A 12,991-nucleotide genomic window follows, 5' to 3' on the forward strand; every position below is an offset into this window, starting at 1 on the left:
CCCCTACTATCGTATTCGAATCAATAGTGAGAGCGGCGACATTCGACAGAATTATGCCTTAAGCAGACTGTCCGCTTACGCAAATTTGCAGACATTGAACCTGTTGGTTCACCGCCAACCTTTCTAATTTCGCAGATGCATACCTTGACAATCGGTGAGATTAATAGCGTCCGTCCTATTTTTAAAGGTTGCGTCGCGCACATCGCTTATCTGATGACAGCATATAGCAAATCCCAAAATCTCTACCTCAACCGCTAGACATCATCTGCAGAAATATATTCTTCAACATCGATTTCGCCCGCCATGCGGCCCACCGCCACCGCAATGGTTGCGTCGCCAGTGACATTCGTCATCGTTCGCATCATGTCCATGATATGATTGATACCCGCGACAAAGGCGATGGTTTCTAGCGGAACGCCTGCTGTGCCTAGCACCAAGCTCATCATTACCAGACCAGAACCCGGTATTCCCGCTGCCCCGACCGACCCTAATGTGGCGGTAACGCCAATGAGCAGATACGTCGTAAAGCTTAAGTCTATCTGGTACATTTGAGCACCGAACATCGTGACAAGCCCTAAATACATGGCTGTGCCATTCATGTTGATCGTCGCGCCCAACGCGACTGTAAAGCGCGCGCCCTTCTGTTAAAGCATCATTGCCATTCGACGAGATGTTCTTAGTCAGACGTTTCCAGTGAAGGCTGCCTTCAATATTCTTCATTTGGTAGTTCAAGAAATTGGGGACCGATCCTTTTCAATCGCTTGTTTGAAGATTGTGACAAACTCTTTGGCAATTTTGGACAACGGACGGTCTTCCAAAAAAACGCAAGAGACATCAAATTCGATTGCAGGATCCAGAGACCTGTAATGCATTCCTGGTACTAGACCAGCCCGCGCTGTAAATTCATCCACGATCGTTATACCGTCTCCGTGACGGATCAAAGCTGCCGCAATATAGAAAGTCTGTGCCGAAATAACTTCTCGGATAGTTATATCCTGGCGCTTGCGTTCCGCCTCGAGAAGGTCTCCCAGCGGGCCCGCGCTAGCGAGCCCGATGACATCACGCCCCTCCAGTCGCTCTAAGGGGAAGCGCTCGTCGGTAACGTCCAGATCCTGACCGCGATATAGCAATACAAGCTCTGCCCGCGCGATATGAAGCCGCTTTATCCGCGATTGTTCCGGCGGATTATAGGCAATCGCCAGATCGCATTCACGCTCGTAGAGAGACCGGAAAAGATCATCATGATGCAGTGTGCGGACATCAAAAGTCACATCGGGGTACATTTTGCGAAATAGGGTTATAGCCTGAGGTGCGATGCTAAGCCCGAGCGCCGGAACCACGCCTAGCCGCAGATGCCCTCCCCCATGAACGCGTAAATTCTTCACAACCTGCTCTAGGGACATCAATTGTTCAAAGGTTTCTTCCACCTCACGGAATAGCATATGCGCCTCATCTGTCGCAATTAGGCGCCCCCGGGTAAGTTCGAACAGACGGAACCCGAGCTGGTCTTCGGTGCGATGAAGGACCTTGCTAACGGAGGGTTGCGACACTTGTAACCGACGTGCTGCAGCACTGATCGAGCCGCTAACATAGATTGCGTGAAAAACTTCAATTTGTCGAACGCGCATGCACCGGCCTCCTGAAAATTCGTGACAGTGCGCTCAATAAAATTTCCTGGCGACTATTCGACCCACGCCACTGCTTCAATCTCTACGTCACCTGCGACCAATCCCGAAATAACAGTTGACCGGGCGGGAAAGGATTGTCGAAAAAATTCACGATAAACCGCGTCAAATTGGGGCATGAATTGGGCATCGGTCAACCAGGCGGTGATTTTTACGACATGTGTTAAATCTGCACCCGCATCGCGCAGCACAGCTTCCAGATTTTCGATCACCTGTCTGGTCTGGACGCCAATGTCCCCATCGACGATTTTTCCGTCAGCACCGCGCGGCAACTGACCAGCAGTGAAAATCATATTGCCTGCACGGCGAAACTTGCTGAGCGGGGGAGAGGAAATTTTATTCTTCATTCAAGCTTTCCAGATTTTCATTCATGATCAGATTCGCGGTACGCTCCGCGGCTCCCATTGCAAAGGTCCAACCCAACATCCCGTGCCCGACATTGAGAAATATATCGGGACGAGGCTCGCTGATAATCGGAAGGGACCGGGGCGACATGGGCCGAAGCCCGGCCCAAGTCATATAGGCCTTATCATAACGCGCTGCGTCCGGAAACGCGCTTTGCGCTTTGTGGATAAGCCGATGCAACTGTACCGGATCGACGTCATTGTTCCAATTGCCAAGCTGCGCGATCCCCGCAACGCGCATTTGTCCGCCAAGATTACAGAGTACAATCTTGCGGGCGGTGTCGGTAATACTGATGCGCGGAGCGGCTACGCCGTGGGGCGCCGTGAACGAATAGCCCTTCATCGGCCAAATCGGTACCCGAATACCGATCTGTCCCAAAAACCGCGGGGCACCAATACCCAAGCAAATGGCGACACGGCGAGCAGATATTTCGTCGTTTTGCCCGTTCTGAATGCGAACAAGTCCGTGGCGGGATTCCAACGCCGCCGCTTCAAAGCCAAAATGGGTTTGCACACCATATTCGTCGACCAACACCTGCAACAAATTCATGCAAAACGCGTGGGGATCACCCACTTCATCATCCGGAGTATATATGGCACCAGCGATTCCACTCACCGATTCCAGAGCCGGTTCAATCGCCCGGGCTTCGGCTGGCGTCATCATATACTGGATTACACCCGATCTGCCCTTGAGTTTCCGAACTTCATCGGCTGCTGGCAATCCCTTATCGTCATAATAGAGATGGAGCTTTCCCGCCGCCTCATAAGCAAAGTCGAGGGGGTGCCGCGCAAGAAGTGTGTGTAGCGCGAGGCGTGATTCCATCGCAAGCTCAAGTGCGGCAAGGGTGTTCGCCTTAAATCGACCGCCGGTACAATTGCGCAGGAAATGCAGCCCCCATTTGATAAACGCAGGGTCAGCCGTTAGCTTTAGGTCAATGGCGGGATCCCCCATTGTCACCAGGAAAGGCAGCTTGCGAAGCAAGGCGGGGCTGGCGAGCGCATCGGTATAAGCATAGCTTAACTGCGCCCCGTTGGCATAGGATGTCTCGTATCCCGGGCCGGTCCGGCGGTCGACGATCGCCACCGAAAGACCGCGCTTTGCGAGCGCATAAGCCGTCGTCACGCCGATTACGCCAGCGCCCAGAACGACAACGTCAAGAGGTCGTATCATTGCGGGGTTTCAATGAGCACGATCGCGCACAAAACCTGGTCGGTGTCGATAAACGCGAAATGCGTTTTCCAACTGATAGCGGGGACGAAGAAATTACTTCGTCGCGATAAATTAAACATACAAATGGCTCTGCTTTTAGAAGATCAAAAACGATTTTATTTCACGGCCACCGCAAATAATGCCGATGCCGATTGATAATTCCTGGGGTGCTGCTCCTATATTTCGAGAAGCGAATGCTAGCGGTCCCCGCTGGTGCGGCGCGGAAGAGCGGTGTTAACGGTCATTTTATGCAGCTTGCCGCAGGTGGGACATGGCGTAGTGGCAAACCTGCGGCCATACCGGTTGGCTTGCCGTCATCTATAACGAGTGCGCCGTTCACCAAAAGAGTGCTCACGCCCGTGGCTAGACGTTCGGGTTCGATATAATCAGCGACGGGCGCATAGGCGGCGGGATCGAATACAACAATATCCGCAAAATAGCCCGTCCGGATATGACCGCGCCGGTCGAACTTGAAGATGTCGGCGGTTCGCCCCGTGCTGCTGTTGATAAAGGTTGCGAGGTCGATCACCTTATTTTTCCTTACATATTGGTCATATTTCTGCGGGAAGGTCGCATACATGCGTGGATGGCCATGTGAACCGTCCGAACTGGTGACGACCCACGGGCGCGTCATGAAGGCGCGAATGTCCGCATCAGCCATGTTGAACGACACCAGCGACGTTCCCTCTCCGTCTCTGGTGATAATCTGCAGCGCCGCATCCACCGGTGTGATATTCCATTCGGCAGCTATTTCACTCAGTCGCTTTCCCGTCCAAGCGCGATCACGGGCAGTCAGCAATAAGGATTGCGCCCCTCCCCGCCGCCGAATATTTTCGACCATAGCGTCCTTGATCCGCTCCAGATCAGCGGTACTAGCGAAACGGCCGAGCATTGCAGCACGTCCGCCATCGACGGACCAGCGCGGCAGCAAGGCGGCTTCAAGTGCGGTACCCGATGCTTCCCATGGATATTGATCGGCGGTAACCGTCTGTCCTTGGGCGCGCGCGGTTTCGATAATATCAATTAATTCGTCGGCCTTGCCATGTACATCGACGCCCAGCGCCTTGATATGGGCGAAATGAACGGGCATCCCTGCCCATTTGCCAATCGCTATAGCCTCGCGGACAGAGTCGACTACGCCGATGGAATAGGTCGATTCATCGCGCTGGTGGGTATCGTAAACCCCGCCACGGACCGCTGCCTCTCGGGCAACTGCGACCACTTCGTCCGTCTTGCTAAAGCTTTGCGGAGCATAGAAAAGCCCTGTCGACAACCCGAGCGCACCATCGCACATGCCGCGGGCGACAAGCGCCTTCATACGCTCCAGTTCTGCGGAATTTGGCGCCCGTCCATCATCACTCAGCACCGCCCCGCGCACAGGTCCAAAACCAATATAAGCGGCAACATTGCTACCAAATGCACGCATTTCGATGTCGTGGAAGAAACTATCCACGTCGGTTTGCCCCCCGCCATCGACACCCGCAAAAATTGTCGTAACCCCCTGCTTCATCCAGGGCAGGTTCAAACGCTCATTCGGATCTTCGCTATCGAGAAAGCGGTCCGCATGGGTGTGCGGATCAATGAAACCCGGCGCGACGATCATGCCGCGTGCGTCGATCGTCCGGACTTTGGCTGATTTTAATTCCGGCGCTTTGGACCCGATATAGACGATTTTGTCACCGGCAATCGCGACGTCGCCGATAATCGGGGTGTTCGAGGACCCATCATATATTGTGCCGCCCTTGAATATAATATCGATCGCTGGCGTGCTTTGGGCCAGCGCGGGTAGTGCGATGGCGACGCTGCACAATGCTGCTATCCGGGCAAATTTCAACATTTCCATCTTGCCATTCCCTATTGGATTCTAACGAACCTTATTGCCGTGATCCGGCCTGTGCTGAGCGTGAAACCATTGCTGTCCCCATCAAATAATAGACGGGTGCCCTTTGCATTATATGAGCCATCGGACTGTTCTTCGAATGTAACCGTGGCTGCTTCCGGCCCGGCAAATGTCGATGAAACCTCCGCGATCAACTTTCCTTCCTGCATAGCAAAGTCATAATAGGTATCGAGATCACCGGAGTAAAAACGTCCGGCAAGAGTGTCCCCTAGCTCCGTCAGCTTAAGCAGACCTGGCCCTTCGATTGCTTCGAACACAGCATCAGCCTTGTCCCCGGCGTTCCAGTCGCTACGATTGCAAAGCATCGCAACGCCCAGTCGCCGTTCGGGAAGACGCGCATACATGCTTTTAAACGCTTCTGCCGAACCGCCATGCTGGACGAAATATTGCCCCTTGCGATTTCCGACATGGAGGCCGCCAGCGTAGGCCATCCCGCTTCGCCTATCGACAACCGGGTCGCCGTTGGCAAAACTGCCGGGCGTCAATAATATCTTGGCAATCGCAGGGGTCCACACTGTGTGGCCGATTTCGATATCGCGGTCGTAGCGCGCAAGATCGTTGATCGACACCATCAATCCCCCCGATCCGCTAAACAGAGGATAGGTGTCGCGAACTGCGAAGCCATCATTGCCTGAAACATAGCCGTGCGCGACATTCGCCGCCGTTGGCGCGGCATCATTCATAAAAAAACTGCGCTTCATCCCTAGCGGTTTTAGAATGTGGCGCTGGGCATATTCAGCAAAAGGCATTCCCGAAACGCGCTCGACAATTTCTGCAAGCATTAAATAGCCGCCGTTTGAATAGCTATATTCTGTTCCCGGCGTGAAATTGGTGTCCTGCTGGCGCAACAGCAACTGGAGCGCGGTCTCTTTGTCGGTTGCACTTGCCCGCGGGAAACCGGCAATCCGTAGAAGCTCAAGCGAATCGCGAATGCCTGCACTATGATGCATCAGCATCGCTACTGTTATCGGCACGTCGGATGTCAGCATTTCCGGAAAATATTTCCGGATATCGTCATCCAGCCCAATTTTTCCGGCCTCGACCAGTTGGGCTGCAGCCAAGGCGGTAAACTGTTTGGACACCGAAGCGGCGTAAAATAGCGTGTCCGCGTCCAGCGCCTGTTTCCCTGCAATATCCGCTGCGCCACCAGCCGTTATCAACACCGGTTTGCCAGCGCGAAATACACCCACAGCGCAGCCGGGAGCGGCCATTCCGGCAGGATCCGAGACAATCTTGCGTACCGCGTCTTCATGTGATGCAAGTGCAGGGTGAGATATTGTGGCAGTGACCATTAACACCGCAATAACAAGTTGTTTTTTCATATGACTATCCCGATTATCTCTTTCCCGCCAACCTATCCTTTTGGGAAGGCGCTGACGACATAAAGCCGTCAGCGCCTCTTGCGACCCGTTAGAAACGAAAGCGTACACCAGCATTAAAAGTCCGTCCGATAACGTCATATAGCGAGCGGACTGTCGCAAATCCGCCTGTTCCCGTAATCGGCGGGGCCTTGTCGAGCAGATTGTTAATTGTGGCAAATAGCGAAACCTTGTGGTCGCCATCGTTTATCAGATTATAAGCGGCCGACAGATCTAAATAGAGTCGGCCTTTGTGGGTCAGCTTATTGAGATCTTTGAATGTATAGTCATTGTTGATGTTTCCTCCACCGACATAGCGTCCAGTCAGGCTGACCCGCGCCGATCCGGTTTCATAAGTGCTGCTGACGTTGGCACTCCAGTGCGGCTGCCCCCCGATACTGGCAATGGTTGGCTGATCGGTACTGCCTGCTAATTCCGTAACAGTGATACCGTCGTTAAGCCGTATCCGGTCAATATAAGTCACAAGCCCGCGCAACGACAAGCTGTCAGCACCGATGTCCATGCGGTAGGCAAGTTCCATATCGATGCCGCGTGTCTGAACTTCTTGCAGGTTCTGCGGGGTTGCTGCGACCTGCGAAATGTCACCATTTGTGCCTCGAGAGATTAGGTCGCAAAGCTGCGGTTGGTTCAGATAACAGCGCTCAACGATCGATGCCGCCGTAATGGTCAGGATTGCACCATTCAACTTTATGTCGTAATAATCGACTGACAGGCGCAGATTGGGTATAAATGACGGACTGACTACAATACCTGCCGTGAAGGTATCGGCCTTCTCAGGCTTAAGTCCGGCATTACCGCTGGTTAGCGATTGCACACTATAGCTGCGGCTAAGCAGCGGATCGGCGACGGTAAATTGCGCCGTCGTTGAACCGCCAAATAGTTCCGCTAGCGCAGGTGCGCGAATATCGCGGGAACGCGTCGCACGGAAGCGAATGCCTGAGTTGACGTCCCAAGTTCCCCCTACCTTCCAGGTTGTGACGGTTCCCGACGTGCTGTAATCTGTGAGGCGTCCGGCCACGTTCAATTCCAGAGATTCTGCCCAGTTCTGATCACGTGCCAGTGGCACAACAAGTTCACCAAAAGCCTCCTTCACTGTAACTTTGCCATCCCATGGTACCGTGTTTCCGGTTGCAAAAGCTCCGGCCGCAGAAAGCTCGTCGGCCGTTACCGCCGCCGTTTCACTCCGCCATTCGACACCCGTCGCCAATGAAACCGGCCCCGCCCAAGTGGAAAATGGTTCACCACGTAGTGTCGCAGCGGCGGCATCCTGGCGAATATCCCACTTGCGCCAAGATTGGCCCATAACATAGCCAAGCGATTGCGGAGATGGCGCGCCAATACCAAAAAGGTTGAGTGGAATACAGCCCTGCGCGCGCGCTGTTACATCACGACATACAGCCGCCCCCGTCAGCGGGTCGATTACAGCGTCGATAGCATAATTATAATTTGAAGCGATCCGCGAGTTAGTGTTGCGATGCGTATTCTTGGTTTCGCCATGGGTGTAATAGGCGTCCCACGTCCATCCGCTGCCGATATTGCCTTGAAGACCAGCGACACCGCGGACTATTTCTGCACGAATTTCGTTGAAGCCCCGGGCATAGTCGCGGCTATAACGTCCCATGGTAAAGCTGGTGATGGAATTTGTGTCCATGGCCGACGCAATCGACGCCGGTAAAAATGCGTTGTCCCGGCGAATACGAATAGCTGTATCGGTACGCGTCAGTCCGGGATTGTCAGTGCTGGTTTTAGCCCATGACGCTTCGACATATGCCGACACTGTATCGCTCAACTCATACGACAAACGGCCGTAGGTGCTATACCGTTTTAGCGGCACTTCCAGCATCAGTTCATCAGCCCCGCTGGCTCCATCGCCACCAACCATGTTCGATGCGCTGACCAATGTCCCGTAATTAAAAGGCAAGGGCTGTCCGTCAGGACCGAATTGAATTCCTTTAAGTGGGCCTGAATTTATCAATCCGCCAAAGCTCATGTTGGATGAGGTAGCATTGGCAACGAGCAGACGCCGCGGTTCGGCATTGGTAATCGTATATGCTGGGTTCGCAATAAGGCCCCAGCCTTGTGCACCCCAATAACGATCAGCTAGTCGATCAATTCCCCCATTTTCAGCAATTTCGCCTGCGAGAAGCAATTTTCCCCGGCCACCGGCAAAGCTTTTACCAAATGCTAGCGAACCCAAGTAATTGCGATGATCATTATGACCGGATATTCCGGCCTGAGCGCTGCCCTTGAAACCCTCGAGTTGGTGATCGAATTTAAAGTTTACGACGCCTGCAACAGCATCGGATCCCCATGCCGCTGACGCACCGCCGGTAACAATATCAATGCTTCCGATCAACGCCTGCGGGATCACATTGACATCAACCGGCCCCTGAATTTGCGAGGAAACAAAGCGCTTTCCATCGACCAGAATGAGCGTACGATTATAGCCCAAGCCGCGCAGATCAAGGTAGTTTCCTCCTGCAAACTGGGAATTGTTTGTCGAGCTGGAAGGTGTTAGCGACGGACGAACGGACGGCATCTGATTGACCATATCGGCAATATTTGGAGCGGCAACGCGTTCGATTTCTGCAGCACTAAGAACAGTGGTCGGTGTAGCTGCTTCGAATCCATCGCGGGCAACACGGGAGCCTGTGACAACTATTGCGTTAATATCATTCTGCTCTTCCTCAGCAGTTACCGAGGTGGTCCGCTCTTCGGTTTGCGCATAGCCCGGAACAGCGGAGAATGCCGCTAGATTTACACTAGCGAGTAAAACGGCTTTAAATTGAAATGGTGATGCGGATGGATTTGACAATTTATATACTCCCCGAGAATTTCCCTGCATCACACCAACAAAGTCAAAATTTTCTGATCCGTGGGGTGTGATAACGATCTTGAACAAATCGCATGCAAACCACAGACGGAAACATGGAAAGTGGCAATCGAATATGGTTCGACCGTCTATAGCCCAAGGCTATGTCGTGGGATGGTTGAAGTTCCCGGCCCTGCATCCAAAAGGAAAGATTCGGCAACAAGCGTCTGCTTATACTTGCTCGTGGTTGTGAACAGCATGCGCAATCATGTGTATTTCCAGAATCGTCTGTAAAGCCACGTCTTCTGAAAACCATCCCGTTGCAGCCATGAATTCTGGAATGTATCGATTTCAGGCAATGGCAGTATCCAAGACCGAGCGCCGATCTGGGGGATAAAGACGTTTGGGCGCGAAGCGGAAATTCCTATCGTAGGTCGACAAAAAACTGTCCAATGATTTGAGTGCCTCCCTGACCGCTAAATGGTAGAGGGACGACAATTTGGATGAGACAGCACGGTTATGGTGACTGATAATATGAATATGCTGAACTGTAACAAAGTCGCCAAAGCGTCTAATGGAACGGGACATTATGGATTTCGATCGCAGTAAAATTATCCGGGCCGCCATTGTGATAGTGCTGATCATCGGCGCAGCGTCCATATATATACGCGCCACGGCTCCCCAAACTGTCAAGGTCGCCATCTTGACCGAAGGTCCTGCAGAACAGAGCCTGTCTGTTGTCGGACGCGTTCGTCCCCTTAATTTGGTCCAAATTCAATCCGAGCGCGCGGGCGCTGTGGTTGAACTGCTATATGATGAGGGCGATCAGGTATCAAAGGGAGCCTTGTTGGCCCGAGTGCGCGCCGAGCAGGAGCGCGCTGCCATTGCCGTAACCGCCGCCCAGATCAAAAGCCTGGAAGCGCAGCTGTCATTGGCAGTCAAGAAGCAGCAACGTCTGGAAACATTATTCGCTCAGGGCTGGGTGACGCGCGCGGCAATGGATGAAGCGGATGCCGCTGTTGCAGCAGGCCGCGCCAGCCTGGAAGCGGGACAGGCTTCCGCGCGGCAAGCAGTCGCTGCAGCGCGCGAATATGATATTCTCGCGCCGATGACAGGAACAATATTGAGTCGACCTATCGACGCGGGTCAGGTTGTTTCGACTGCCACGATCCTGTTCGAAATCGGTTCTGACGGGCCGATCGAGATCCGAGCGGAAATCGACGAATATTATGCCGACGCGGTACCACTAGCCGCAGATGTAATCATTTCTCCCTCCGGCAGTGATCAGCGGTTCAAAGGCCGTATCACCGAAATTTCGCCGCGTATCGATTCGTCCACCGGCGGAAGGCTGATGCGTTTTGCAAGTGAAACGGATGATGCGAGCCTGCGCCCGGGACGGTCGGTGAACGTCACCATAGTGGTAAAGAAATACGACAATATATTGTCCGTTCCGCGAACGAGCCTGTTCAAGAACCGCGGGCAGAATCAACTATATATTGTGGGATCCGGCAAAGCTGTCCCCCGCAATGTCACCTTGGTGGACTGGCCGGGGAGCAATGTCATTATCACCGATGGCGTAAAGGCCGGAGAGCGTGTCATACTGGATCCGCTTTCAGTGCAGGCTGACGAAGAGGTCGATGTAGTTGTGAGCAAGTCAGACAAGGCAAGCTGATGCTGTTCGCGCTTCGTGTCGCCTTTCGCTATCTCCTTGCCAATCGCGTGCAGACAGGATTGTTGATCGGCGGCGTTGCGCTAAGCGTTATCGTGTTTGTTTTCATAACCGCACTGATAAAGGGGCTGGCGATATTTCTGACCGTGCAGACGACCGGTCAGATTTCGCATGTCGATCTTGAACCGCCGCGGCGGGTGGCGGCAGTACAGAATGACGACGACCGCTTTGCCGCCCAGCCTGTGTCCACTTTTCAGCGCCAGCAAATTCTGGGCTGGCAGCAAGTCGTGCAGCAGAGCGAAAGACTGCAGCATGTCGTTGCGGTCGTCCCTGAAATAACCGGCAACGGATTTCTGGTGCGCGGCGCTGCGGTTGCACCGATTGCGTTGCAAGGCGTCGATCCGTCGCAGATTGACGCGATCATCCCCATTTCCAGCTATATCATCGATGGCTCGTCGGACCTTTCGAGTGGCGGTCTGGTGATTGGCGCGGACCTCGCCGACGATCTTGGTCTGAAAGCCGGTGTCCCGGTTTTGTTGCGTTCTGACCGCGGCGTGGAGAGGCTGATCCCGATAACCGGAATATTCCGGGCCGGGCTTGCCAATCTCGACCGCCGCGTCGCTTATCTCTCGCTGGCGACCGCCCGGCCGCTGGCCGATCTGCCGAACGGTGTCACATCGATAGCGATCAGACTCGATGATCCGGAAAAATCTTTTCAGGTCGCCGAACAGCTGCAGGCTCAGTTGCCGCTCAAGGTCACTGCCTGGCAGGAAAAGAACCGCAATCTGGAAGAGGCGCTGGAAGCGCAGAATCGCACAGGAATTTTCATCCAGGCCTTTGCGATGGTAGCCATCATGATTTCGATTGCCAGCGCATTGCTACTAACCAGTGTCCGTCGCCGGAGCGAAATCGGTATCATGCGTTCTTTCGGAATTTCGCGCAGCTTTGTTGCAAGTGTATTTATATTCCAGGGCGTGATTATCGGTTTTCTCGCTTCGCTACTGGGGGCTGCGATCGGTTACCGTCTGTGTCTGTTTCTTGTGGAACGATTTGTCGCGCCAGACGGCAGTCCGCTGCTGCCGATAGCGCCGACTGAAGGCGGCTATGTGCTGGTCATCACGCTTACGATAGCAGGCTCTGCTCTGGCGACCATTCTGCCTGCCCGGGCAGCGGCCCGCCTGGATCCGGTCGAGGCGATTCAACAATGACGTTGCTGAAAGCCGACGGCCTCACCAAGAGCTTTTACAATGGTGATCTGGAGACAGTCGTTTTGAAAGGGATCGACCTGGCCCTGGAACCGGGCGAAATGGTTGCCCTGCAGGGTCCGTCAGGGTCCGGGAAATCAACATTGCTCAACATATTGGGATTGCTGATGCAGCCGACGGGCGGAACATTATCCTTCATGGACGATCGCGTATCGGGACTATCGGAAAAACAGCTGTCGGCGATCCGCAACCGGCACTTCGGTTTCGTATTTCAATTTCACAATCTGCTTCCGGACTTTACCGCAGTTGAAAATGTGGCATTCCCTGCAGCTGCGCCGGCCGGCGGTCTTTCTAAAGCCATGCGAAAACGGGCAAAAAGCCTGCTTGAGCGCGTAGACCTGTCGGATCGGCTGGATTATGCGGCGAACCGGCTTTCTGGAGGACAGAAACAGCGCGTAGCCGTTGCCCGCGCCCTGATGAACCGACCGCAACTTGTATTCGCCGATGAACCTACGGGCAGCCTGGATCAGGAAAACGGGGCAAGGGTGATGCAATTGCTGCGCGAAATTAACCGAGAGGACAAAACAACATTTCTGATATCGACCCATGATCCGGATATTGCAGCCATATGCGACCGCCAGATCAACGTGGTCGATGGCCGTATTGCCTAGCTCAACCAAGCTTGGATTGGAGGCCATGGGATTTGGTTAATAATCGGAGCGTTAAC

Annotated in this window: 9 protein-coding genes and 1 pseudogene; 3 read left to right on the forward strand and 7 right to left on the reverse strand. The window is 53.8% G+C overall.

All coding sequences use genetic code 11. The features are described from left to right. Positions 1–254: 254 nt before the first annotated feature. From AAC060_RS11435 to AAC060_RS11465, 7 genes and pseudogenes are all read right to left on the reverse strand, one after another. A pseudogene (locus AAC060_RS11435) lies at positions 255–623 on the reverse strand (cation:dicarboxylase symporter family transporter); the annotation flags it as partial. A gap of 105 nt (positions 624–728) precedes the next feature. After that, positions 729–1,628 carry a LysR family transcriptional regulator gene (locus tag AAC060_RS11440; protein ID WP_339826269.1) on the reverse strand — a complete coding sequence of 300 codons (900 nt, stop codon included), beginning with the start codon at positions 1,626–1,628 and terminating at the stop codon, positions 729–731. A gap of 53 nt (positions 1,629–1,681) precedes the next feature. Continuing rightward, on the reverse strand, positions 1,682–2,032 hold the full coding sequence (locus AAC060_RS11445) for a RidA family protein (RefSeq protein ID WP_339826271.1): 351 nt from the start codon (positions 2,030–2,032) through the stop codon (positions 1,682–1,684). Next, entirely contained in the window at positions 2,022–3,260 is a 1,239-nt protein-coding gene (locus AAC060_RS11450; RefSeq protein ID WP_339826274.1) for an FAD-dependent oxidoreductase, read from the reverse strand. The genes AAC060_RS11445 and AAC060_RS11450 overlap by 11 nt, the downstream gene beginning before the upstream one ends. A gap of 280 nt (positions 3,261–3,540) precedes the next feature. Next, entirely contained in the window at positions 3,541–5,142 is a 1,602-nt protein-coding gene (locus tag AAC060_RS11455; RefSeq protein WP_339826276.1) for an amidohydrolase family protein, read from the reverse strand. A gap of 11 nt (positions 5,143–5,153) precedes the next feature. After that, positions 5,154–6,521: a serine hydrolase domain-containing protein gene (locus AAC060_RS11460; RefSeq protein WP_339826278.1), complete on the reverse strand. Its 1,368-nt coding sequence runs from the start codon at positions 6,519–6,521 to the stop codon at positions 5,154–5,156. Between the two features lie 88 nt (positions 6,522–6,609). Further along, positions 6,610–9,480 carry a TonB-dependent receptor gene (locus tag AAC060_RS11465; protein WP_339826280.1) on the reverse strand — a complete coding sequence of 957 codons (2,871 nt, stop codon included), beginning with the start codon at positions 9,478–9,480 and terminating at the stop codon, positions 6,610–6,612. Between the two features lie 484 nt (positions 9,481–9,964). On the opposite strand from AAC060_RS11465, the gene AAC060_RS11470 reads away from it, so the two are divergent. Genes AAC060_RS11470 through AAC060_RS11480 form a run of 3 tightly spaced genes read left to right on the forward strand, consistent with a single transcriptional unit; the run spans position 9,965 to position 12,935 of the window. Then, positions 9,965–11,062: an efflux RND transporter periplasmic adaptor subunit gene (locus AAC060_RS11470; RefSeq protein ID WP_339826282.1), complete on the forward strand. Its 1,098-nt coding sequence runs from the start codon at positions 9,965–9,967 to the stop codon at positions 11,060–11,062. After that, positions 11,062–12,267 carry an ABC transporter permease gene (locus AAC060_RS11475; protein ID WP_339826283.1) on the forward strand — a complete coding sequence of 402 codons (1,206 nt, stop codon included), beginning with the start codon at positions 11,062–11,064 and terminating at the stop codon, positions 12,265–12,267. The genes AAC060_RS11470 and AAC060_RS11475 overlap by 1 nt, the downstream gene beginning before the upstream one ends. Next, the gene (locus AAC060_RS11480) at positions 12,264–12,935 is read left to right on the forward strand and encodes an ABC transporter ATP-binding protein (protein WP_339826284.1); all 672 of its coding nucleotides are present in this window, start codon (positions 12,264–12,266) and stop codon (positions 12,933–12,935) included. The genes AAC060_RS11475 and AAC060_RS11480 overlap by 4 nt, the downstream gene beginning before the upstream one ends. Positions 12,936–12,991 lie beyond the last annotated feature (56 nt).

Source organism: uncultured Parasphingorhabdus sp., from assembly GCF_963975555.1.
Lineage (GTDB): Bacteria > Pseudomonadota > Alphaproteobacteria > Sphingomonadales > Sphingomonadaceae > Parasphingorhabdus.